Annotated in this window: 23 protein-coding genes; 8 read left to right on the top strand and 15 right to left on the bottom strand. The window is 68.6% G+C overall.

Annotated features, from left to right (window positions below; all coding sequences use genetic code 11):
• Window positions 1–13 precede the first annotated feature (13 nt).
• Genes KME78_RS15425 through KME78_RS15400 form a run of 6 tightly spaced genes read right to left on the bottom strand, consistent with a single transcriptional unit; the run spans window position 14 to window position 3,117 of the window.
• Window positions 14–712, bottom strand: a complete 699-nt coding sequence (locus tag KME78_RS15425) for a DUF1838 family protein (RefSeq protein ID WP_246651182.1) — start codon at window positions 710–712, stop codon at window positions 14–16.
• 30 nt (window positions 713–742) lie between these two features.
• On the bottom strand, window positions 743–1,189 hold the full coding sequence (locus KME78_RS15420) for a protease inhibitor I42 family protein (protein WP_308126966.1): 447 nt from the start codon (window positions 1,187–1,189) through the stop codon (window positions 743–745).
• 26 nt (window positions 1,190–1,215) lie between these two features.
• A complete protein-coding gene (locus tag KME78_RS15415; protein ID WP_219529576.1) occupies window positions 1,216–1,941 on the bottom strand; it encodes a DUF3618 domain-containing protein in 726 nt (241 codons plus the stop codon).
• Window positions 1,938–2,318 (bottom strand): phage holin family protein, encoded by a 381-nt coding sequence (locus tag KME78_RS15410; RefSeq protein WP_219529575.1) that lies wholly within the window; start codon window positions 2,316–2,318, stop codon window positions 1,938–1,940. The genes KME78_RS15415 and KME78_RS15410 overlap by 4 nt, the downstream gene beginning before the upstream one ends.
• A 48-nt stretch (window positions 2,319–2,366) precedes the next feature.
• Complete coding sequence (locus KME78_RS15405; RefSeq protein WP_219529574.1) at window positions 2,367–2,531, bottom strand: hypothetical protein; 165 nt, start codon at window positions 2,529–2,531, stop codon at window positions 2,367–2,369.
• Between the two features lie 10 nt (window positions 2,532–2,541).
• Complete coding sequence (locus KME78_RS15400; RefSeq protein WP_219529573.1) at window positions 2,542–3,117, bottom strand: class I SAM-dependent methyltransferase; 576 nt, start codon at window positions 3,115–3,117, stop codon at window positions 2,542–2,544.
• A gap of 66 nt (window positions 3,118–3,183) precedes the next feature.
• On the opposite strand from KME78_RS15400, the gene KME78_RS15395 reads away from it, so the two are divergent.
• The 4 genes from KME78_RS15395 to KME78_RS15380 all read left to right on the top strand — a co-directional run bounded on the left by KME78_RS15395 (window position 3,184) and on the right by KME78_RS15380 (window position 8,876).
• Window positions 3,184–3,858 (top strand): Uma2 family endonuclease, encoded by a 675-nt coding sequence (locus tag KME78_RS15395; RefSeq protein ID WP_246651143.1) that lies wholly within the window; start codon window positions 3,184–3,186, stop codon window positions 3,856–3,858.
• Between the two features lie 68 nt (window positions 3,859–3,926).
• On the top strand, window positions 3,927–4,580 hold the full coding sequence (locus tag KME78_RS15390) for a Uma2 family endonuclease (protein WP_219529571.1): 654 nt from the start codon (window positions 3,927–3,929) through the stop codon (window positions 4,578–4,580).
• 18 nt (window positions 4,581–4,598) lie between these two features.
• Window positions 4,599–8,114: a DEAD/DEAH box helicase gene (locus KME78_RS64295; RefSeq protein ID WP_246651142.1), complete on the top strand. Its 3,516-nt coding sequence runs from the start codon at window positions 4,599–4,601 to the stop codon at window positions 8,112–8,114.
• A complete protein-coding gene (locus KME78_RS15380; RefSeq protein WP_219529570.1) occupies window positions 8,115–8,876 on the top strand; it encodes an SWIM zinc finger family protein in 762 nt (253 codons plus the stop codon). It abuts the gene before it with no gap.
• A 196-nt stretch (window positions 8,877–9,072) separates the two neighbouring features.
• Here the strand turns inward: KME78_RS15380 and KME78_RS15375 are convergent, their stop codons facing one another.
• From KME78_RS15375 to ctaD, 8 genes are all read right to left on the bottom strand, one after another.
• The gene (locus tag KME78_RS15375; RefSeq protein WP_219529569.1) at window positions 9,073–10,011 is read right to left on the bottom strand and encodes a diacylglycerol/lipid kinase family protein; all 939 of its coding nucleotides are present in this window, start codon (window positions 10,009–10,011) and stop codon (window positions 9,073–9,075) included.
• A gap of 80 nt (window positions 10,012–10,091) precedes the next feature.
• A complete protein-coding gene (locus KME78_RS15370; protein ID WP_219529568.1) occupies window positions 10,092–12,836 on the bottom strand; it encodes an immune inhibitor A domain-containing protein in 2,745 nt (914 codons plus the stop codon).
• Between the two features lie 112 nt (window positions 12,837–12,948).
• Window positions 12,949–13,290 (bottom strand): fumarate reductase subunit FrdD, encoded by a 342-nt coding sequence (gene frdD / locus KME78_RS15365; protein ID WP_219529567.1) that lies wholly within the window; start codon window positions 13,288–13,290, stop codon window positions 12,949–12,951.
• On the bottom strand, window positions 13,287–13,670 hold the full coding sequence (locus KME78_RS15360; RefSeq protein ID WP_219529566.1) for a succinate dehydrogenase/fumarate reductase transmembrane subunit: 384 nt from the start codon (window positions 13,668–13,670) through the stop codon (window positions 13,287–13,289). Before KME78_RS15360 ends, frdD begins: the two co-directional genes overlap by 4 nt.
• Window positions 13,667–14,428: a succinate dehydrogenase iron-sulfur subunit gene (gene sdhB, locus KME78_RS15355; protein ID WP_308126965.1), complete on the bottom strand. Its 762-nt coding sequence runs from the start codon at window positions 14,426–14,428 to the stop codon at window positions 13,667–13,669. The genes KME78_RS15360 and sdhB overlap by 4 nt, the downstream gene beginning before the upstream one ends.
• Window positions 14,421–16,157, bottom strand: a complete 1,737-nt coding sequence (gene frdA, locus KME78_RS15350) for a fumarate reductase (quinol) flavoprotein subunit (protein ID WP_219529564.1) — start codon at window positions 16,155–16,157, stop codon at window positions 14,421–14,423. The genes sdhB and frdA overlap by 8 nt, the downstream gene beginning before the upstream one ends.
• Window positions 16,158–16,161: 4 nt before the next feature.
• Window positions 16,162–16,395: a hypothetical protein gene (locus tag KME78_RS15345; protein WP_219529563.1), complete on the bottom strand. Its 234-nt coding sequence runs from the start codon at window positions 16,393–16,395 to the stop codon at window positions 16,162–16,164.
• 80 nt (window positions 16,396–16,475) lie between these two features.
• Window positions 16,476–18,179, bottom strand: coding sequence for an aa3-type cytochrome oxidase subunit I (gene ctaD, locus KME78_RS15340; RefSeq protein ID WP_219529562.1), 1,704 nt, complete (start codon window positions 18,177–18,179; stop codon window positions 16,476–16,478).
• Window positions 18,180–18,388: 209 nt separating this feature from the next.
• Between ctaD and KME78_RS15335 the strand changes: the two genes are divergently transcribed.
• Genes KME78_RS15335 through KME78_RS15325 form a run of 3 tightly spaced genes read left to right on the top strand, consistent with a single transcriptional unit; the run spans window position 18,389 to window position 21,118 of the window.
• Entirely contained in the window at window positions 18,389–19,216 is an 828-nt protein-coding gene (locus KME78_RS15335; RefSeq protein ID WP_219529561.1) for a TIGR03619 family F420-dependent LLM class oxidoreductase, read from the top strand.
• 39 nt (window positions 19,217–19,255) lie between these two features.
• The gene (locus tag KME78_RS15330; protein ID WP_219529560.1) at window positions 19,256–19,867 is read left to right on the top strand and encodes a hypothetical protein; all 612 of its coding nucleotides are present in this window, start codon (window positions 19,256–19,258) and stop codon (window positions 19,865–19,867) included.
• Between the two features lie 45 nt (window positions 19,868–19,912).
• Window positions 19,913–21,118 carry an aspartate aminotransferase type Ic gene (locus KME78_RS15325; protein WP_219529559.1) on the top strand — a complete coding sequence of 402 codons (1,206 nt, stop codon included), beginning with the start codon at window positions 19,913–19,915 and terminating at the stop codon, window positions 21,116–21,118.
• 46 nt (window positions 21,119–21,164) lie between these two features.
• Here KME78_RS15325 and KME78_RS15320 read toward each other — a convergent pair whose 3' ends face one another.
• Complete coding sequence (locus tag KME78_RS15320) at window positions 21,165–21,686, bottom strand: hypothetical protein (protein WP_219529558.1); 522 nt, start codon at window positions 21,684–21,686, stop codon at window positions 21,165–21,167.
• 112 nt (window positions 21,687–21,798) lie between these two features.
• On the opposite strand from KME78_RS15320, the gene KME78_RS15315 reads away from it, so the two are divergent.
• Window positions 21,799–23,160 (top strand): FAD-binding oxidoreductase, encoded by a 1,362-nt coding sequence (locus tag KME78_RS15315; RefSeq protein WP_308126964.1) that lies wholly within the window; start codon window positions 21,799–21,801, stop codon window positions 23,158–23,160.
• Window positions 23,161–23,199: the final 39 nt, after the last annotated feature.

Genomic DNA, 23,199 nt, shown 5'->3' with positions numbered 1-23,199 from the left:
CGCCTTCCCCGCTCTACCGGGCGGCCTTCGCCGCGAAAGCGGTCCAGCTGGTCACGTTGGGCACCGACCACTCCGTGGGCGCGTGCAGGAAGTGCTCGCCGACGTGCGCGCGGAGCCGGTCGGGCACCTCTGTGGTCTTGTGGCCCCGGCAGTGGTACACCAGGCCGCCCTGGCGCTGTCCCATGGCCATCCACGGCAGCCACGGCGAGACCCGGCACCACGAGAACACGCACGGCACGCTCGGCAGATCGGAGTCGAGATCCTTGGCCGGGGCGAAGAACTGGAACAGTTCCAGCGCACGGTAGGTGTCACTGGCCGAGTTGTCGGGATAGTCGGCGACCTTGAGCGGCGACGGGTAGGCCAGCCGGATGTCAGCGTTGAAGACGACCTGGTCACCGAGCCTGGTGGTGGGCACGGGGTAGGCGCCGAACCGCTGGTTGACCGGGTCGTTGAAGACGTGCTGGACCTCGACGGACGCGCCGGTGAACGGGTTGTCCCAGGTGGTGAGGATCTCGCGTGACCTGGGGTCGAGGTAGGCCGCCGCCTCCCTGGTCAGCATCTGCCAGCCGCCGTCGGTCTCGACCGCCCTGGCCACGTTGACGCCCTCGAAGCCGAACAGATGGTGGGGACCGTCGTCCTGCTGCCAGCCGTAGACGTCGCCGGTCCACCACGAGATCGTCTCCGCGCCATCGGTGGAGGCGCGTACTCGCATGAAATCCACAGCTCTCCCCAAGCGGTTGCCCTACTTGACGATCACCGAGAATATCGCCTCGCCCGATTGCTCCTTGCTCTGGGCGTCGACCGGCGTGGGGCTCGGTGTGGCGCTCGGACAGCGCCAGCAGTTCTGCAGTCTGATCTCGGTGGTGCCCGGGTGCTTGCTGTTGAACACGAAGTAGCTGGTGCCGCCCGATCCCGGCCCGCCGCCGTCGCTCACGTGCTCCTTGCTGATGAACGAGGCCACCTTGGCGTCGGGCACCGCCAGGAGGCGCCACTGGTCGCCGGTGGACGGGTTGTCGACGACGGCCAGCGAGAACCGCCGGCCCGTGCCGATCTCCACGTTGACGGTCGAACCCTTGGCGCCTTTGAAGATCTGGCCGTAGTCGTTGACGGCCGACCCCGCGCCGCAACTCGTGCCGATCCCCATCACGAGCAGGGCGAGCAGTGCGGTGGCGGCCGTTCGACGAATCACTGAGGCAGGCTATCGGGCTCTGGGGCTCACTTGGCCCTGTTGCGCCTCATGATCCGGCGCAGCAGCAGGGCCACGATGCCGGCCGCGGCGGCGATGGCCAGCACGGGGCGCTTCCTGGCCTCGGTGGCGACCTTGTCGGCGGCGTCCTTGACCTGGTCGGGCGTGACGTCTCGTACCTTTTCGGCCACTTCGGTGGCCTTGTCCTTCGCGACGTCCGCCACCACGGCGGCCTTGTCCTTCGCGACATCCGCCACGACGGCGGCCTTGTCCTTCGCCAGCTCGGCCACTTCAACCGCCCTGTCCTTGGCGACCTCGGCGACTTCGGCGGCCTTGCCCTTCGCCGCCTCGGCCACGTCGTTCGCCCGTCCCTTCACGTCCGTCTTGTCGGCCAGAGCCGACACGGTGTTGCCGAGTTCCTCGCGGGTGTCCTTGATGTTTTTTCGCACGTCGTCGTCCTCTTCCTCGTCGTCATCGTCGCCCGACCCCTCCCCCGGCGACTCCGCCTCGCCTTCCCGGGCCTCCGTCGCCTCGGTCCGGTCGTCGACCATGGGGGGTTCGGGGATGAATGTTCCGTGTTCCCGGCGGGCGGCCTCCGCCTTCAGCGCGTTCTCCGCCGCGCCCGGCCTGGTGGGGGGCACGTTGACGGACTCGTGGTCCGTCGGCATGCCGACCGTTGTCCGGCGAGCGCCCACGTCCCCCGCGTGCTGCTCGATATATCCCTGATCTCTGTGTTCAGGGTCCGTCTCGCTCATCGCCGAACCCTTTCCTTGACCATGTCGATATCGGCCTTGACACTGGCGATCGCCTCCTCCGGCACCGGTGGCGTCGCCTGTTTCACCTGTTTCTTGCCGAGGAGACCCAGAACCGCGGCAACGATGAACAGGACTCCGGCCACGAGCGCGGCAGCCGCCCACGCGGGCATCACCAGAGCGAGAAGCAGAATGACGGTGGCCACCAGGGCGGCACCACCGAAGAACGCGGCCATTCCCGCCGCCCCGAACAGGCCCGCGCCGAATCCCGCCCGCTTGCCCTTCCGCGTGAGCTCCAGCCGGGCCAGCCGCAACTCATCCCTCACGAGCTGGGAAACCTGCTCGGAGAGATCGTTGACCAGCTTGTGGGTGTCGTTCACGTCGCCTCCTCTGCCGAGGAGGCGACTACCCAGCGAACTGGCTTTCTATCACCGCTTGGCGGCCCGCAGCAGGAAGTCGACGACCGACAGGACCGGGGACTTGGGAACCTCGCACCAGTTGTCGGGCTTCTTCGGCTTGCTCCACGGGGAGGGCAGCTCACACGAAGGAGCCTGCGGCTTGGGCCGCTCGCACCATGATCCGGGAGGATTCATACCTTTTACTCTACTTCGCAGGACCGGCCTGCGCGATGACGTGGACCAACGGAGCGACCCGCCGATAGGGCTCGCTCGCCCCGGCCCGCTCCTCGCACTCCAGCAGCAGGTCCAGGTCATCGGGAAGGGGCGCGTCGTCGGCCGCGAGGTCCGTGAACACCCGCACGCCGTACCACTCCAGAACTCCCAACTCCTGTACGGCCAGGCGCCGCGTCAGGTCGGCGAGCCCGTCCGCCCGCGCCACGACGCCCAGGCGGTTGGTGTACCGGTTCCCGTCGAACGCCGCCCGGGCCGCCGCCCAGTCCCCCATCTGCCCGGCCCGCATGGCCAGCGCGTCGCCGTTGCGCACAAGGAGTGACAGCAGCCCGAGCAGATCACCGGAGGCGTCGAGCGCGGTCACGCGATGCCCCTGGGCGGCGGCCCTGAGCGCCTGGGTGCCCTGCCCGCAGCCCACGTCCAGCACTCTGGCCGGGGCGGGCGGGAGATGGGCCGCCAGCTGACGGCTCACCAGCTCCTGCCTGACCACGTCACGCAGGCTGCCCAGCCGCTCCCGCCACCTTTTCTCGCCTGCTGAGAACCCCATCATGAGCCCCTTTCATACAGTCAATGAACGGTCACGCAGTGTAGTATTTTCGATGACGCGAGCGAAAGGATGACCGCTGTGGCCACCAGCACGACGCGCAGAAAGTCACGTAGGCGCGCACCCGCGCCTGAGCCGAAATGCGACACCCGACCTTCATCTCCGTGGGGTCCAGGCTGGGGACAGTCCGGACCGACCCAGACCGAGCTCAAGCGCGAACGGCTCTGGCAATCCCTCATCGAAGACGGCTGGAGAGCCGAGATCATCAGTGGAAGGATCATTGTGAGCCCTTGGACGAAGAGGCGCCACGCGCAGCTGGTCCATCGCGTTCAGCTGCAGCTCTTCGAGTTCACCATCGACAAGGGCTGGGAGTTCTATCAGAACTGGGCCGTTCACATCCCGCCCCATCGAGGCGACAAACGGATCCCTGACCTGCTGATCGCACCACCGGACAGCCCCGAGTTCGACGACAACCAGGCCTACGGCGACGGCACCATCCTGGTCGTCGAGATCACCTCCAGCGACAACCGGGACGACGATCTGAAGGTCAAGCCCGCCGAATACGCCCGAGCGGGCGTCCCCATCATGCTGATCGTCGACGAATTCTCCGAGCCTCGCTCGGTCACCCTGCTGTCGGACCCGCGCGACGGCGAATATCGCAGCATGACCAAGGTGGATGAGGGCGAGCAGCTGAAGCTGCCGGAGCCGTTCGGGATCGCCCTCGACACCGGTCCGATCTTCCTCTAGGCGAGGCACCCCCCGCCGGGCTGCCGGGTCTGGGCACATTCGATGACACGAGCGAAAGGATGACCGCCATGGCCACCGGCATCACGCCCGGGCACGGCGCCGCCCTGGGTCCGGAGCACCCGGCGGCCGCCGCACCCACGTGGGGGCCGGGATGGGGGGCATCGGGACCCACGGAAGACGAGCTCCATCGCGAACAGGTGTGGGAGAAGCTCGTCCGTCAGGGGCTGAGGCCGGAGATCGTCGGTGGACGAATCTATGTAGGTCCCCGGGCCAAGATGCGGCATTGCGTCTTGGTCGACCGTCTGTCGGACCAGCTCTTTGACATCAAGCGGAAGAACGGCTGGGACTTCTACCAGACCTGGGCGGTTCACATCCCGCCCGATCGCGGCGACAAGCGGATCCCTGACCTGCTGATCGCACCACCGGACAGCCCCGAGTTCGACGACAACCAGGCGTACGGATACGGCACGCTGATGGTCGTCGAAGTGGTGTCCTCCGACAGCCGGGACGACGATCTGGACGTCAAGCCGGCCGAGTACGCCCGGGCGGGCGTCCCGATGATGTTGGTCCTCGACGACTTCTCCACGCCTCCGTCGGTCAGGTTGCTCTACGGGCTCGCCGAGGGCGAATACCGCACCTCGATCGTCGCCGATGCCGGGCTGCCGCTGCCGCTGCCGGAGCCGTTCGGGGTCACGCTCGACACCAACCTGATCTTCCGCTAGGCGAGGTACCCTGCCGAGATGCTGGTCGTACACGGGGTCTGGGCAGAAGACGCACTCGCCTTCTGGGCAGAGGCCACCGACGACACCCCGCACCCAACCACCCCGACCAGCCACACGACCACCGGGACAACCGCCGGAGCCGCCGCCCTCCTGCACTCTCCCGCAACCTCGGCGACACACACAGCCGCCGAGGCGACCACTGGAGCCGCCGCCCGCCCACAGCCCGCCGGACTCCCGATCGCCCGTCCGGACGCCGGGACGGGTGCTGAAGGCCCGATCATCCGTCCAGCTGCAGGGACGGGCGCTGGAGTCGTACGCCCGCATCCGTTCGCGGCTACCGTCGCCGCGCTCATCGACCTGCTCGACCTCACGCCCACCTCCGCGGCCTCGCCCGGCGACCTCGCACCCACCTCCGCACCCGCGCCCGGCGGCCTCGCGTCCTTCTCCGGGGGCATCGTGCGTGAGCTGCGGCTGATGTTGCCCGGTTCCGTCAAGGAGCCGCTGGCCTCGCCTGAGGCGGGGCGTCTGTCCGGGGTTGCCCGGCCGCGGCTGCATCTGTGGCAGGTGCCCGCCGTCGTCCCTGCCACCGGTGACGCGCTGCGGGTGATCGCCGAACATTCCGGGGCTGCCACCGTCCGGCACTGGGCCGTGGTCGCCGAGTTCGCCCGCGATCTGGTACGGCGGGGCCGCGTGATCCCCCAGCTCATCCCCCGGGGCGAGCACTCCGCACAGGCTGTGGCCGGTGGGCGCGCGGTGTGGCGGGCGGTGCTGAGCGGGGCTGATGCCGCGTACTTCCGGGACCTCGCTCTCGCCATGCCGCCCGCCTGCCGTACCGCCGAGATCGAGCGCTCATCGGTGGAGGTTCTCGGGGCGGCGCTCGACGCGTTCACCGACGCGCTCGTCAGGGCGGCGCTCGGGGAGCCGCTCGTCACCAACCCCCGCACGGGCCAGGAGCGGTGGCTGGCGGCGCTGACCGGTGACGACGACACCTGCCCTGACAGCCCGGAGCTGCGCCGCGAGCTGGAGGAGTGGCGGGCTTCCGTGGCCGCCGCGGACGGGGCCGCCCGGGTGTGCTTCCGGCTGCTCGAACCCATCGATGACCTCGGCCACCCAGACAGCACCGCCCTTGCTGACACCGCCCACGCCGGGACGGGCCTTGCTGGCTCCGCTCTTGCTAGCACCGACCTTGCCGTGGGCACGGGTCACGCTGACGACACGGACGGTACTGACCGCATCGGCCGCGATGGCGGCCTAAACGGCGCTGACCGCCCCGGCCGCGCGAAGAGCGACGGTGGCACGGACAGCGGCAGCCGCACGGAGAACGACGGTCGCACGGACAGCCCCAGTCGCACAGAGAGCCGCAGCCCCGCGGAGAGCGACGGCCGCACGGACCACCCCAGCCGCACGGAGAGCGATGGCCGCGTCCGGGGCTGGCGGGTTGAGATCGCGTTGCAGGCCGCCGACGACCCCAGCCTCTACGTGACCGCCGACCGGGTGTGGAGCGGCGAGCCGGTGACCGGTCTGCCCAGGAGGCCGGAGCGCGAGCTGCTGGCCGGGCTGGGCCGGGCCGTACGCCTCTACCCCGAGCTCGACCAGGCGCTTCGGGTCGCCGAGCCGACCGGGCTGGAGCTCGACACGGCGGGCGCGTTCGGGTTCCTGCGGCAGGCGGCGCCGCTGTTGCAGGCCGCCGGGTTCGGGGTGCAATTGCCGCGCTGGGCCGGCCGGACCAGGCTGGGGCTGAAGCTGACCACCCGCACCAAGACCCAGAGCGCGGCCACCGCTCAGGGGTTCGGGCTGCGCGAGCTGGTGGATTTCCGGATAGACCTGGCGGTCGGCGGGGAGACGATCAGCGAGGAGGAGCTGGCCGAGCTGGCCCGGCTGAAGGTGCCGCTGGTGCGTGTCCGGGGTCAGTGGGTGGAGCTCGACGACCGCCAGCTGAAGGCCGCGCTGAAGGCCGTCGGGGGCGAACGCAGCGGCGAGTTGCCCGCGGCCGAGCTGCTGCGTCACGTGGTCCAGGGCGACGACGAGCTGCCGCTGCTGGAGATCGATGCCGACGGCGTGCTCGGCGACCTGCTGTCCGGGCAGGCCGAACGGCGGCTCCAGCCGATGGCCACACCTGCCGGCCTGGACGCGACGCTCCGGCCGTACCAGGAGCGCGGGCTGGCCTGGCTGAGCTTCCTGTCGGAGCTGGGGCTGGGCGGGGTGCTGGCCGACGACATGGGGCTGGGCAAGACGGTCACCACGCTGGCGCTGCTGGTCCATGAGCGGTCCGAGACGCCGACGCTGCTGGTGTGCCCGATGTCGCTGGTGGGCAACTGGCAGCGGGAGGCGGCCAGGTTCGCGCCGGGGCTGCGGGTCTACGTGCACCATGGCAGTGGCCGCGACGCCCAGGAGATCGGCGGCGCCGACCTGGTGATCACCACGTACGGCACGGCCCAGCGGGACCTGGAGACGCTGCGCGGGGTCGAGTGGCGGCGGGTCGTCTGCGACGAGGCCCAGGCGATCAAGAACAGCGGCACCCTGCAGTCCCAAGCCGTCCGGGCGATCCCCACGGGCACGAGGCTGGCCCTGACCGGCACACCGGTCGAGAACCATCTCGCCGAACTCTGGTCGATCATGGAGTTCGCCAATCCGGGGCTGCTCGGGTCGCGATCGCGGTTCAGGACCCGGTTCCAGGAACCGATCGAGGCCCGCCAGGACGAGCAGGCCATGCATGCGCTCAAACGGGCGACCGGCCCGTTCGTACTGCGGCGCGTCAAGACCGACAAGTCCATCATCTCCGATCTGCCGGAGAAGATGGAGGTCAAGGAGTGGTGCCTGCTCACGCCCGAGCAGGCCAGCCTCTACCAGGCCGTCGTCGACGACATGCTGGGCAAGATCGACGACAGCGAGGGCATCGAGCGCCGCGGCCTGGTGCTGGCGGCCATGGCCAAGCTCAAGCAGGTCTGCAACCATCCCGCCCACCTGCTCAAGGACGGCTCGCTCCTGTCGGGCAGGTCGGGCAAGCTGGCCCGGCTGGAGCAGCTCGCGGAGGAGATCGTGGCCGAGGGGGAGAAGGCGCTGGTGTTCACCCAGTACGCCGAGTTCGGGACGATGCTCCAGCCCTATCTCGCCCAGCGGCTCGACCGGCCGGTCCTCTGGCTGCACGGCGGGCTGCCCAAGAAGACGCGCGACCGGCTGGTCGACCGCTTCCAGCATGATGACGAGCCGATGCTGTTCCTGCTGTCGCTGAAGGCCGCGGGCGTCGGACTCAACCTGACGGCGGCCAACCACGTGATCCACGTGGACCGCTGGTGGAACCCCGCCGTCGAGGACCAGGCGACCGACCGCGCCTTCCGCATCGGCCAGCGCAAGAACGTACAGGTGCGCAAGCTCATCTGCGCGGGCACGCTGGAGGAACGCGTGGACGAGATGATCGAACGCAAGAAGTCACTGGCCGAGCGGGTGGTCGGCACCGGCGAGGACTGGCTGACCGACCTGTCCACCGGCGAGTTGCGCGAGGTCTTCCGCCTGACCGCCGAGGCGGTGAGCTGAGTGGCGTGGTTCGAGGCCGGTAAGCCGATCAGGGTCGAAGGCGGCCTGCGGGCGCGCACGCAGCGCGGCTCGATCGGCTCCACCTGGTGGTCGCGCCGCTTCATCGACATCCTGGAGCGCGTCTGCGACAAGGGCCGCCTCTCCCGGGGCCGCGCCTACGCCCGCGCGGGCCAGGTCCTGTCGATCGACCTCGCCTCCGGCGTGGTGCGGGCGGCCGTGCAGGGCTCGCGGCGGAAGCCGTACGAGATCACGATCGAGATCGAGGCGTACGACGAGGAGCGCTGGACCGCCATCGAGGAGGCGATCGCGGCGCAGGCCGTCTACCGGGCCAAGCTGCTGGCCGGGGAGATGCCGACGGAGATCGAGGAGCTGTTCGCCGCGCTGGGCATCGACCTGTTTCCCCGTGACCTGGACATGGCGTGCTCGTGCCCGGACTGGGGGCTGCCGTGCAAGCACCTGTCGGCGGTGCTGTACCTGCTGGCGGAGTCGTTCGACGACGATCCGTTCCTGGTGCTGGCCTGGCGTGGGCGCAGTCGCGACCGGCTGCTCGGGTCCTTGGCCGCGCCTGAGCCGGAGCCGGTTCTGGTGCGGGATGTGCCGTTCGCCGACCGGCTGGCTGACTTCTACGCCCCGGGTGCCACCGCTCATCGGCCCGAACGCCGTTCCGCCGCGGTGGCGTCCGACCTTCTGCCGCGGGTCTTCCCGCCGCCGCGCGACCTGGCGGACCCGCTGGCCGCCGCGTACCGCCGCCTCGGCGAGTGAACTGTCGCGATGCCGCCGGGGGCGTGCGATCCGCACTCCCCGCCGTACTTCGGCTGGGGTCCTTCTGTGGAGCGGGAGCGGTGGTCGCTCAGGTCCTTCTGAGGGGCGGAGGCGCCGCTCGCTCGGGTCCTTCTGGGGAGCGGGAGCGGGGGGCGCTCCAAGTGATGGTGACGAAGCGGTGTGCGGCTGGCTGGGGTCAGCGGTCGTCGAAGTCGTCGGGGACCATGACGCGTACGCCGTTCGGCACCACGCGGAGCCGGATCGGGGTGAGCAGACGCACCTCTCCGTCGACGTCGGCCGGCATCGGCGGGTCGGTCTCCAGGAGCATCTCCCGGCCCATCACGAACGGCCCGCCCGCCAGGCTGCGCCAGCGGCCGGTGGTTGCGCGGACCAGCGTCTCGCCGAGCAGTCGCAGCTTCTTGCCCGAGCCGAGCTGGTAGGCGACCAGCATGCCGTTGTCGATGCTGACGTCCTTGGCCAGTTGCCAGCCGCCGTGGAAGCGGCCGTTGGCGATGTTGAGCTGGTGGGTGAACAGCTCGTGGCGCTTGCCGTCGACCGTGATGTAGGCGCGGAACGGCCGGTGGCCGGGCAAGACGCGAAGGGCGGTCAGCGGGTAGGCCGGACGGCCGAGGATGCGCTTGAGCCACGGCTTGACCGTGCCCGCCACCTCGACGGACACGCCGAAGCTGGCCAGGTTGGCGAACGGCCGGTCACCGGCCATGCCGAGGTCGATGTCGGCCACCTTGCCGGTGGCGAACACCCCGATCGCCCCGGCCAGGTCGAGCGGCAGGCCGAGGCTGCGGGCGAAGTTGTTGGTGGTGCCGAGCGGCAGCACGCCGAGCGCCACGTCACGGTGGGCCACATGGCGGACGGCCGACGACAAGGTGCCGTCGCCGCCGCCGACGATCAACAGATCGGGCCGGGTTTCGAGGGCCTGGTCGAGCAGGCTGCGCAGCCGCTTGGGATTGGAGACCGACAGCTCGGCCATCGGCTCGAAGCCGAGGGCGTGGATCTGGTCGATCACCTCGAAGTAGTGCCGGCGGCCCCGGCGTGAGCGAGTGTTGACCACCACCGCCACCCGGCGGTCCTGGCGGATCGCCTCCGTGTGCGCGGCCTTGGTACGCAGTTCGCTCATGGTCACCAATGTTAGGTGCAGGGGACCCTGCTTGTGGTCGGCCAAAAGGGGCCGCCGGGTGGACCGGCGGCCCCTTTGGTTCACTTCTTCGGCGGGATCACCTGGACGATGGCGCCCAGGTTGCCGGGCAGCGGGGAGACCAGCTTGAACTGGACGCCGAGCGCCTTGCCCTCGTCACCCGGATTTCCGGAGCCGGCCACGTTGCCGCCACCCAGGTCCGTGCCGTACAGCTCGGTGGCGGGGGTGCCGTCGAGGTTCACGACGCGGGTGCTGTAGGGCTGGTCGCCCTTGGACGGCACCACCGTCGACGCGTCGAAGTCCCGGTAGAACAGGCTGCCGTTCTGCACCTCAAGGCCCGGGTACCAGGTCTTGGCGTCAGTGAAGTTCGGCACGCCCTTGAGCGCCGGGACGTCCGTGCAGTACTCGCTGAACGGCTCGTCCGCCGCCTCCAGGCACTCCTTGAGCGGATAGGTCTTGCCGAAGGAGAATGCCGCGTTGGACGACTGGGTGCGGCCGTCGAGGTTCTTGTGCCTCGACGGGTCCTTCTGCGCGGCGGTGCCGGTGCGGCGCAGCGGATCGAAGTGCGAGTCCACGATCAGCAGGCTGCCCTTCGAGCCGATGCTCGGCGGGAGGCTGAGGTTGTTCGCGACCGAGTTGTTGGTGAACGTCGAGTCGCGGTACCACACCAGCAGGCCGGGGGCGTTGTACTTGACCTTCTCCACCTTCCACGCCCCGTCACGGGAGTAGTTGGTGTCGTAGGCGTACTGCAGGCCCTTGTCGAAGCCGTCGAAGTTGCGCCACTCGGCCAGGTAGAACCGGGACACCTCGCGCGAGCCGTTGTTGATCGTCCAGCCCTGGCCGCTCGTGTTGGTGAACGTGCCGCCGGTGGCCTTCCAGCCGTTGTCGCCGCCCTCGACGTCGTCGCTCCACACGGCGGCTCCGCCGTTGGTGAGCTGGAAGTCGTCGGCGTGCCAGCCGCGCGGGGTGAAGGCCGCGTCGGTGTTGTACGTGAGCCGCAGCTTGATCGTCTTACCGGCGAACGCGGTCAGGTTGACGTAGTCGTGCCGCCAGCCGTCGGTGTTGCCGGTGAGCCCGTACTTCTTGTCGCCGAACGTCTTGAGGTTCTTGTTCGGGTCCGGGTAGCCGTCGGGGGTCGTGACCTCGTTGCCGGCCTCGTCGTAGACCTTCTGCTGGGTCCAGGTCTCGCCGCCGTCGGTCGAGACCTCGACGAAGCCGAAGTCCCAGTCCTGCTCGATCTCGTAGTTGTTCCACATCCAGAACCGCAGGTCGGTCCCGGCGGGCACGGCCACGTCACGGGCCAGGTGGACGTTGGCCCATTCCTGGTCCAGCCCGGTCCACCAGGCGTTGGCGCCGCTGTGCGGGTCGACCATCTTCAGCGGCTCGGAGGCCAGGTTCACCCGGACGCCGTCCTGGGTGAGCTTGGGCGTCCGCGACGACTGGCCGACCGTGACCAGCTTGGCGGCGTCGCCGGGTTCGAACACCTTAGGGTTCGCCCAGCCGAGCACCCACTTGTCCCACAGACCCATGTGGGTCGGCATCGACTGGAAGATCGGCCCGGAGTGCGAGCCGCTCGACATCAGGTCCCAGAAGTCGACGGCGGAGCTGGCCGCGCCCGAGGTGTCGTACAGGTCGGGCAGGCCGAGGTCGTGGCCGTACTCGTGGGCGAAGACGCCGACGCCGGAGTCCTCCGGCTGCACGATGTAGTTGGAGATCTTCTTGTCGCTGCCGGGGATCTTGTAACCGCCGGCCACGGCGCTGGAGTGCGCCCAGATCGCGTACGTGCCCTCGGCGCCGCCGCCGGACGACTTGTCCTTGCCGCCGTGCACCAGGACCAGGTGGTCGATGACGCCGTCGGGCTCGCTGAAGTTGCCGTCGCCGTCGGCGTCGGAGACGTCCTCGACGTCGTAGTCGGCCCACGGGAAGTTCGGCTGGCTCTTGGCGAGCGCGTCCACCGTGTCGATGGCGAGCTGGCCCGCGCCGGTCGGGTTGTCCGGGTGGCCGGTCATGTCCTGGGGCGCGCCGCCGCAGGCCGCCGCGCCGTACCAGGCCTCGGAGTGCGGCGCCTTGATCCAGCCGACCGCGGAGCCGGTGACCGAGTAGGCGCCCTTCGACATCTCCTCGTACATCTTCTTCATCGTGAAGCCGGAGATGTCGATGCCGGCGCGGCCGTCGCGCGGGTCCTTCAGGTCGGGACGTACGCGCTCGGTGATGCCCTTGTCGGTGTAGAGCATCGTGTTGAAGTGCGAGGTGCTGAAGTCCTTGACCCAGAAGCTGTTGTTGTCCTTGTGCGGCAGCGTCGCGGGGTTGGGGATGTTGTTGTGCAGCGGGCCGTTCTTGACCGTGCCCGCCGGCTCGACGACGCAGTCGTCGGGTGCGCTGTTGACCGTGCGCAGGCGGTTGTAGCCGGAGAAGTCGTCGTTGGCCTTGTCGTTGAACTCGACCAGGACGGTCAGCAGCTTGGCGACGCGGGTCTGCTTGGACTTCTTGAAGATGAAGTCGGCGGGGTTGCGGCCGGTCTTGATGGCCTCGTTCTCGCGGGCCGCCAGCACACGGGCGGCGGCCGGGTTGCCGCTGACGAACTTCCGGTCGACCTTCTGCGCCGGGTTGAGCGAGCGGGCCTTCTGATTGGGCAGAAGGGGCTCGTCGGGCGTCTCCTCGACGCTGGGCGGCGCGTAGTTGATGTAGAAGTCGGACGCGCCCGGCTCGTACCTGGCGGCGGAGGCGGGGGCGGCGGGGCCGGTTAAGGCGGCGCCGAGAAGGGCGGCCGCGGGGAATGCTGCTAACAGGCGCTTTCTACTGGGCACTGATTACCCTCTCTGCCCGGGATCGCCGGGCGCATGGCCACAGGGTGTGCAATGCCGGAATTTAGAGGGTGGGTAAAGCCAACGTAAAGAGCCCTGTTGAAATGTGATGAAACTAGAACAAAAGCAATGCGCCGGTAACGCCGCCCACGATGGCCCCGCCATAGCAGAGCACCGCGATGAGCAAGTCGTACCTGGCGATGCCGAACAGCTCCTCACTGGTGAACCGGATCCGGTGCGCCGCGTGGAACAGGCAGAGCACGATGACCACCAGCAGCGCCGCCCGCACCAGGACGTTGTCCAGGAGCGCGCGCAGGTGCTCGACGGTCGGCCAGTCGATCACGCCGAGCGGCATGAGCACGCCGAACAGCAGGACCAGCACGGGCAGCACCAGCGCCGCGGCCACTCCCCCGCCGCTGAAGAGCAGCCACAGGTACGGTTCGATCGTCCGCTTCACGGTGACCTCATGATGAAGTAGGCGATCAGGACGGACAGCGCCAGCCACGCCGAATGGTTGCCGCCCTGGATCATCCAGGCGGGCACCCGCCAGCCGTCGAGCCGCACCACCGTGGCCTTCGGGGCGAGGTTCAGGAACGTGACGGCGTGGAAGGCGGTCGCGACCAGGGCGACCACGTTGAGGGCGATCATCCAGGGCTGGGCGGCCAGGGCGGTGAAATCCCGGAAGGTGCCGCCCAGCAGGGCGCCGACCAGCATGAGCAGGAAGACGATCGTCCACGCGACCAGCACGCTGGTCAGCTCGCGCAGCACGAAGAGCGTGTAGGTGCGGGTACGGGCGAACCAGAACGCGTCCCGCGGCGGGCGATATGCACTGGTCATCGCTTGCTCCAAGGCAACACCGAGCGCAGAGCCGCGGTCAGCTTGTAGCGCTGGATCGCCTCGGCCGGGTCCACGTGCTTGGGGCAGGCCCGCGTGCACTCCCCGACGAACGTGCAGCCCCAGACCGCGTCCTCCAGGTTGAGCACGTCGAACCGGTCGCCCATGTCCCGGGAGTCGAGGTTGTAGCGCTGCGCCAGCGCGATGGCGGCCGGGCCGAGGAAGTCGGGGTTGAGCACGTAGACCGGGCACGCCGAGTAGCAGAGCATGCAGTTGATGCACATGCTGTACTGCTTGTAGGCGTCGAGTTGCTCGGGCGTCTGCGCGTACTCCGTGGTCAGCGGCAGTTCCTCGCCCTCCCTGATCAGCCACGGCCGCACCGACGACAGCTTGGCCAGGAAGTCGTCGATGTCCACGATCAGGTCCCTGATCACCGGGAAGCCCTTGAGGGGCTCGATCCTGATCGGGCCGTCACCGTACTCGGTGAGGAAGGTCCCGCAGGTCAGCCGGGGCTCGCCGTTGACGGTCATGCCGCACGAGCCGCAGACGCCCATCCGGCACGACCAGCGGAACGACAGGCTGCCGTCGAGGCGGTCCTTGACGTAGTTCAGGCCGTCGAGCACGGCCCAGTCGGTCGTCAGCGGCACGTCATAGCCCTGGAACACCGGCTCGCTGTCCTGTCCCGGCCGGTAGCGGGCGATCTCCAGCCGGATCGTGCGGGTGGCCGCCGCCTGCCGTACGGACTCTTCGGTGTCAGTCACGTCCATAGACCCTTTCCCCCGGAGGCCAGCGGGTGATCGTCACGGGCAGCAGGCCGACCGACGGCGTGCCGTCGGGCGCGCGGTGCACCAGCGAGTGCGCGAGATAGGCCGAGTCGTCCCTGACGGAGAAGTCGGTGCGCTGGTGCGCGCCGCGCGACTCCTTCCGGTTGAGCGCGCAGGCGACGATGGCCTGCGCGACGTCGAGCATGGTGTGCAGTTCCTGCAGATTGATCAGCTCGGTGTTGAAGGTCGTGCTGGAGTCGTCGACGAGCGCGTCTTCCGCGCGTTCGCGCAGCTCGGCGAGGGTGTCGACGGCCGCGGCGAGCACGCCGCCCGTACGGTAGATCCCGGCCGCGCCCTCCAGCGTGTGCTGCATCTCCTCACGCAGGTCGGCGATCCGTTCGCCCTTGCCCGATCCGTCCCGGACGCGTTCCAGCCGCCGCCGCTCGTCGTCACCCTGTGTCCGTACGGCCCGGTGCTCGCTCTCCTCTTGATGCTCCTTCGCGAAGCTGGCGGCGGCCAGACCCGCCCTTCTGCCGAAGACGAGGATCTCCGGAAGCGAGTTCGAGCCGAGCCGGTTGGCCCCGTTGATGCTGACGCACGCGGTCTCGCCGGCGGCGTACAGCCCGGTGATCGGAGTGGCGCCGTCGAGGTCGGTGTGGACGCCGCCCATCATGTAGTGCACGACCGGGCGGACCGGGATGAGGTCGGTGGCCGGGTCGAGGTTCTGGTAGCTCTTGCACAGCTCGCGGACGAACGGGATGCGGGCGTCGATCCTGCCCTCGCCCAGGTGCCGCAGGTCCAGGTACACGACCGGGCCGTAGGGGGTGTCGATCGTGCGGCCCAGTTCCTGCTCGTGCACGAACGCCTGGGAGAGGCGGTCGCGCGGGCCGAGCTCCATGCTGCGGAGCTTGGGCGTCGGGGTGGGCTTGCCCAGGTCGTAGTCCTGGAGGTAGCGGTAGCCGTCCTTGTTGATCAGCCAGCCGCCCTCCGCCCTGGCCGCCTCGGTGATGAGGATGCCGGTGAACGGCAGGCCGGTCGGGTGGTACTGGACGAACTCCATGTCCTTCAGCGGCGCGCCCGCCCGGTAGGCCAGGGCCATGCCGTCGCCGGTCTTGATCGCGGCGTTCGTGGTGAAGGGGAAGACCCGGCCGCAGCCGCCGGTGGCCAGGATGACGGTCCTGGCGGCGATGGTCTCGATCCGGCCGGTCCTGAGCTCGACGGCCACGACGCCGTGGACGCGGCCGTCGTCGACGATGAGCTTGGTGACGTACCACTCGTCGTACCGCACTATGTCCCGATATTTCAGTGTTGTTTGGAACAAGGTGTGGAGAAGGTGGAAACCGGTCTTGTCGGCCGCGTACCAGGTGCGCATCCGCTTCATGCCGCCGAACGGACGGACGGCCACCCGGCCGTCGTCCTCGCGGCTCCACGGGCAGCCCCAGTGCTCCAGCTGGATCAGCTCGCGGGGCGCCTCCTGGACGAACGCCTCGACCGCGTCCTGGTCGCAGAGCCAGTCGCCGCCGGAGATCGTGTCGTAGCAGTGCTCGTCGAGCGTGTCGCCGACGCCGATCACCGCGGCGGCGCCGCCTTCGGCGGAGACCGTGTGGCTGCGCATCGGGTAGACCTTCGACACGACCGCCACCGTGAGCTCGGGGTCCGTCTCGGCGACCGCGATGGCCGCGCGCAGACCCGCTCCGCCTCCTCCGACGATGAGCACGTCGATCATGCGATCAGCTCCCGTGGTCGGGTTGTATCGGGTCCTTCACCCGCTTGCCGTCGTGGCGGATGGAGGAGAGATGGATGCTGCCGTCGTGGTACTCGTGGCGGATCCTGCGGCAACCGCAGTCGAAGATCTGGTCGCGGATCACCAGGCCGTAACCGTCGTCGTCAACGAGGCGCTCACCGGCGGACTTCTTGCCGCAGGGGGCCGTCTCGGGGGTGAAGGGCGTCTTCGTGCCTGTCATCGCCGATCTCCTTAGATGGGCGAAACGTCATCTCCACACAAGCACCACGACCTGCTTCGGAGAAGGCCCGGCTTTGGCGGTCAGCCGGGCGTCTCTTCTGTGGGCTTGTCTTCGAGTTCTTCCTCGGCCTTCTCTTCGAGTTCTTCTTCCGCGGGCACGTGGGGATAGTGCAGATCGAACGCGGGCCGTTCCGACCGGATGGGCGGCAGGAAGGTGAAGTTGTGCCGGGGCGGCGGGCAGGAGGTGGCCCACTCCAGCGAGTTGCAGAAGCCCCACGGGTCGTCGAGCGTCACCTTGGGCGCCCGCCTGGCCGTCTTCCAGATGTTGTAGAGGAACGGCAACGTGGAAGCGCCGAGCAGGAACGCCCCGACGGACGAGATCTCGTTCATCCGGGTGAAGCCGTCGGCCACGCTGTAGTCGGCGTACCGCCTGGGCATGCCGATCGCCCCCAGCCAGTGCTGGATCAGGAACGTGGTGTGGAACCCGACGAACAGCGTCCAGAAATGCACCTTCCCCAGCCGGTCGTCGAGCATCCGCCCGGTCATCTTCGGCCACCAGAAGTAGAACCCGGAGAACATGGCGAACACCACGGTCCCGAACACCACGTAATGGAAGTGCGCGACGACGAAATACGTGTCGCTGATGTGGAAGTCGAGCGGCGGCGACGCCAGGATGACCCCGGTCAGACCGCCCAGCAGGAACGTCACGAGAAACCCGATCGCGAACAGCATGGGCGTCTCGAAGCTGAGATGGCCGCGCCACATCGTGCCGATCCAGTTGAAGAACTTCACCCCGGTCGGCACCGCGATGAGGAACGTCATGAACGAGAAGAACGGCAGCAGCACCTGACCCGTGGGGAACATGTGGTGCGCCCACACGGTCATCGACAGTCCGGCGATCGCGATCGTCGCCCCGACCAGCCCGCCGTACCCGAAAATCGGCTTGCGGCTGAACACCGGGATCACCTCGGTGATGATCCCGAAGAACGGCAGCGCGATGATGTACACCTCGGGATGTCCGAAGAACCAGAACAGGTGCTGCCAGATCAACGCCCCGCCGTTGGCGGCGTCGAAGACGTGCGTGCCGAACTTGCGATCCGATTCGAGCACGAGCAGCGCGGCGGCCAGCACGGGGAACGCCATGAGCACGAGCATGCTGGTCAGCAGCGTGTTCCAGGTGAACAGCGGCATGCGGAACATCGTCATGCCCGGCGCCCGCAGCCCGATGATCGTGGTGATGAAGTTGACCGAGCCGAGAATGGTCCCGAGCCCCGACAGCGCGAGCCCCATGATCCACAGATCGCCGCCCATGTGCGGCGTATAAGTGGCGGTGGACAACGGCGTATAGGCGAACCAGCCGAACTCGGCGGCCCCACCCGGCGTGATGAATCCGGCCAGCACGATCAGCCCGCCGAACAGGAACATCCAGTAGGCGACCGCATTGAGCCGGGGAAACGCGACGTCAGGTGCGCCGATCTGCAGGGGCATCACCACATTGGCGAATCCCGCGAACAGCGGCGTGGCGAACAACAGCAGCATGATCGTGCCGTGCATGGTGAACAGCTGGTTGTAGAGCTGCTGGCTCACGAGTTGCATCCCCGGCTGCGCCAATTCGGCCCTGATCACCATGGCCATGACACCCGCGATGAGGAAGAACACGAACGAGGTGATCAGATAGAGATACCCGATCACTTTGTGGTCGGTCGTCGACAGCCAGGCCGCGATGACGGTCCCGGTGCGCCGGCGCCTGACCTGCTCGATCGAGGTCTCGCGAACAGTCGTCACGAGTGCTCCCTCCTATGCGGAGTGTGGCCTGCCCCCGATCCTCCAATTCCACGCCAACGATTGCCATACGGGAAGCAATTCTTCAACATTCGTCGCACACGTCTTTGCCTGGCGCGCTTTTCCAGCCCGTATGGCATGCGCTTCCCGCATGGAGCCCATGCGAGATCGTCGGTGGTGGATCGTCCCCCGCTCCCCTAACCTTTCGCAATATGTCCCCCTCAATCGGCCTCCATATGCCGAACGGCTTCGCCGCCGCCGACCGCCAGGGCGCCGCCCGCGTGGCGAAGCTGGCCGAAAGCCTGGGCTACGAGTCGCTGTGGACCGCCGACCACATCGTCCTGCCCAGCCCCCGCGTGGACGGGTCCCCGCTGGAACCGGACGCGCCACTCCTGGACGCCGTGGTCTCGCTGGCCTTCCTGGCCGCCCACACCGAGCGCATCCTGCTGGCCACCGGCATCATCGTCCTCCCCCAGCGCGACCCGCTGCTCCTCGCCAAGCAACTGGCCAGCGTGGACGTCCTCAGCGGCGGACGACTGATCTTCGGCGTGGGCGCCGGCTACCTGGAGCCCGAACTACGCGCCCTGGGCGTCCCCATGCAGGACCGGGGCTCCCGCGTCGAGGAGTACCTCGCGGCCATCCGCTCCCTCTGGCAGGACGACAAGCCCGCCTTCGACGGCCGCCACGTCTCCTTCAAGGACGTGGACGCCTACCCGCGCCCCCTCCAGCGCCCGGTCCCGGTCGTCATCGGCGGCCACACCCCGGCCGCCCACCGCCGAGCCGCCGCCCTGGCCGACGGCTGGTACGGCTGGATGCTGGGCCTGCGCGGCACGGCCGCTCAACTGGAGTCACTCAGATCCGTGTCGACGAAACCCCTGCACATCTCGGTGACCCCGGCCCGCCGCCTGGACGCCGCCACCGTCAGGGCGTACGCCGACCTGGGCGTGGACCGGCTCATCGTGGCCACCCCTCCAGGCCTGTCTCTCGCCGAGCTGGAAACCTTCGTCCAGCGAAACGCCCCAGCCGAATTCCTCACTTAAGTCCCGAACCTTTTCCCGCTCGCCGGCATCCAATTGCACATGACTCTGAAGAAGATCACCCTGCTGACCGGCGGCGCACTGATTACGGCCCTGCTGCTCCCGCCGGCGGCGGCACTGGCCGCGCCGTCGATCCCGAAGAACTTCCTCCTGTACGAAAAGGAGGCCCGCAAGGACACCAAGCACTGGTATCTCAACCAGGGAAACCTGATTGAAGTGTCAAACATCCAGTGTTCGAACGCCAAGCTGAAAAAGGACTGGATCGCCCGCCGCGACCTCACCTTCGACCCGCACCCGGGCGGCGGCGAGAAGACCAGTGCCGAACGCGGCGAGCAGGTATTCCTTTTCACCGACGCAAGTGCGGCGGAGAAACTGATGACCCAGTTCAGCACCCGCCTGGCCAAGTGCGGCAAGCGGGTGAAGGTAATCGACCCCAGCATCGGTGACGACGCCATCGGGGCCACGATGTTCGACAAGAAGACAAAGACGAACGTGGTCCCGCAGACCCAGCGGTTCATCGCGGTACGCAAGGGCGCGGCCGTGGCCCTCTATTGGGACCTGCACAACGACGCCCCGGCCATCACCACCATGGCCAGGCACCAGTCGGACGCCGCGAAGATGGCCGCCAAACTCTGCCGCATCGCCGGCTGCTGACTGCGGCTATCCTTCGTATCGACCCGATCGGAGGAGCAGATACCAGTGAACGCTCAGCGCGACTACGCCGACCTCGTCCAGCGTGGCCTTTCGCTCGACCTGACCCGGGGGAAGCCGTCGCCGCGACAGCTGGATCTCGCCAACGACCTGCTCAAACTGCCGACGTCCTACAAGGCGGCGGACGGGACCGACGGGCGTAACTACGGCAACCTGCAGGGGCTGGCGGAGCTGCGGGAGCTGTTCGCACCGCTGCTCCAGGTGCCCGCCGAGCAGCTGGTCGTGGGTGGCAACTCGAGTCTGGCCGTGATGCACGACACGATCGTGCACGCGCTGCTCACCAAGGTGCCCGGGGCCGAGCGGCGGTGGGTGGAGGAGCCGGAGATCACGTTCCTGTGCCCGGTGCCGGGATATGACCGGCATTTCACGATCTGTGAGCGGTTCGGGATCAAGATGGTGCCCGTGCCGATGAACGGCGAAGGTCCCGACATGGACGTCGTCGAGCGCCTGGTCGCCGAGGACGCGAGTGTCAAGGGCATCTGGTGCGTGCCGAAGTACAGCAACCCGTCCGGTGTCACCTACAGCGACGAGACCGTCCGGCGGCTGGCCGCCATGTCCGCTGCGGCGCCTGATTTCAGGATTTTCTGGGACAACGCCTACGCGGTCCACCACCTCACCGACACCCACGCCGAGCTGGCCGACCTGCTGGCCCTGTGCGCTGAGCACGGCAACGCCGACCGGGCCTTCGTGTTCGGGTCCACGTCCAAGGTGACGTTGGCGGGCAGCGGCGTGTCGTTCTTCGGGTCCTCGCCCGCGAACGTGAAGTGGTTCCTGGCCAACACCGCCAAGCAGTCCATCGGGCCCGACAAGCTCAACCAGCTGCGGCACGTCGAGTTCCTGCGCGACACCGAGGGCGTGGCCGCGCACATGCGCAAGCACGCCGAGCTGGTGTGGCCCAAGTTCGAGCTCGTCGACCGGGTGCTGGCCAAGGAGCTGGGCGACCTCGGCACCTGGACGAGCCCGCAGGGCGGCTACTTCATCAGCCTCGAGGTGTCGCATGCCGCCGAGGTGGTGGCCAGGGCCAAGGCTGCCGGGATCGCGCTGACCCCGGCGGGCGCCACCCACCCCTACGGCCAGGACCCCGACGACCGGACGATCCGGATCGCCCCCACCTATCCCGACCTGGAAGAGCTGGAGCAGGCCATCACCGGCCTGGCCGTCTGCGTCCGCGCGGTGGCCGAAGAGCGCGCCTGACACCACCCATCCGGTGTGCTTCCGGTACGGCCTGCCGTACCGGAAGTCACCCGGCGGCGGCGCGGCCCTTGCGGAAGCCGAAGATGTACTCACGGGTCTCGCTGGGGTGGAACGACACCCCGACCCCCGGCTCGTAGGCCACGTTGTCCCGCGCGCAGTAACGCAGGCTCTCCCACACCGCGAGCGCCTGGACGCGGGCCGGGGCCTCCGCCAGGTCCCGCTTCCGCGCCCCGTACGACCCCAGGACGAACAGCAGCCCGAACCCCCAGAACAACCCGGTCAGGCAGAACGGCGCGAGCAGCACCTCGGTCCAGTTCGCGTCCTTGCCCATCGCGATCACCAGCGCGGTCACCAGATGGACCAGGGCGGCGACACCGAGCAGGATGTAGCCCTGGTTCCTGGTCCACGCCGTGTAGTGGCGGCTGGGGAACGACAGCCAGACCGCCAGCTGCGTACGGCTCATGTGATGTTTCGAGGCGCCGAGCGAGGCCGCCATCGGCAGGTCCACGATGTCGCGCGTACCGGCCATCCGGACGCGGCCGATCCGGTACGTGGTGCCCGCCGCCACCACTCCAGGGACTGCGGAGACCTGGTCAGATTGGCTGCATACCGGGCACGTCACTTCCACCTGGGCAGTCTGGCCTTTAGCCGCGGTAGGTGCAAACCGTAAGGTTTCCCATGTGAGACCTCTTGATGCCTTGGTGAACGCCCTGCCTGAGGGCCGTGTCCTGACCGACCCCGATGTGATCGACTCCTACGCCCGCGACCGGACGTTCCTGGAACCCGGCAAGCCGCTGGCCGCGGTGCTCGCCACCTCGCGTGACGACGTGGTCACGACGCTCAAATGGGCGACCGAGCACCGGGTCCCCGTGGTGCCGCGCGGCGGCGGTACGGGACTGGCGGGCGCCGCCACCGCCGGCGATGGGGCGGTGATCCTCTCGCTGGCCAGGATGACGGCGATCAGGGAACTCTCCCCCGCCGACGAGATCGCCGTGGTCGAGCCCGGCGTGATCACCGCCGACCTCGACCGGGCGGCCAGGGAGCACGGGCTGATGTACGCGCCCGACCCGTCGTCGTACGAGATCTCCACGATCGGCGGCAACCTGGCGACCAACGCCGGCGGGCTGCGCTGCGTGAAGTACGGCGTCACCCGCGACTCCGCGCTCGGTCTGGAGGTGGTGCTGGCCGACGGCCGGATACTCCAGACGGGCCGCCGCACGATGAAGGGCGTCACCGGGTACGACCTGACCGGGCTGTTCGTCGGCTCGGAAGGCACGCTCGGCGTGATCACCGCGGCGACGGTACGGCTGCGCAGGGCGCCCGCGGCGCCGCCGGCCACGTTCGCGGCGGAGTTCGGCTCGCTGCGTGAGGCGGGGGCGGCCGTGTCGGCGATCATGGCCGCCGGATGCCAGCCGTCGCTGATGGAGCTGCTCGACCGGGCGACGCTGGAGGCGATCGACGACTGGCGCAACATCGGCCTGGAGCCGGGCACGATGGCCATGCTGATCGGCCAGTCCGACGCGTCGGACGGCGAGGCCGTCGTCAAACGCATGGAGCAGCTGTGCGTCGACAACGGCTCGCCCTTCGTGGCGGTCTCCTCCAGCCCGCAGGAGACCGAGGAGCTGATCGGCCTGCGCAGGATGGCCTACGACGCCAAGGAGCGCCTCGGCGCGTGCCTGGTGGAGGACGTGTGCGTGCCGCGTTCGGTGCTGCCCGACATGATCATGGCGATCGAGGCGGCCGCCGTACGGCATGGTGTGAAGATCGCCACAGTCGCGCACGCGGGTGACGGGAACCTGCACCCGGTCTTCATCTTCGAGCACGGTACGGCCGAGCCGCCGCCCGAGGTGTGGGCCGCGGCGGACGACGTTTTCACGCACGCGCTGCAGCTCGGCGGCACGTTGACCGGCGAACACGGGGTCGGCCTGCTCAAGCGGCGCTGGCTCGCGCTGGAGACCGGGCCGGTGGCCCAGGAGATGCAGCAGGGCATCAAGGCGGTGTTCGATCCGCTCGGCCTGCTCAATCCGGGCAAGGCGATCTGAGTTCACCAAGCCGTGACCTAGCTGGGCAAATGTGGACAC

Origin of the sequence: Nonomuraea guangzhouensis, assembly GCF_019396345.1 — a bacterium.
Lineage (GTDB): Bacteria > Actinomycetota > Actinomycetes > Streptosporangiales > Streptosporangiaceae > Nonomuraea > Nonomuraea guangzhouensis.
This window is presented reverse-complemented; position numbering and strand designations above follow the sequence as displayed.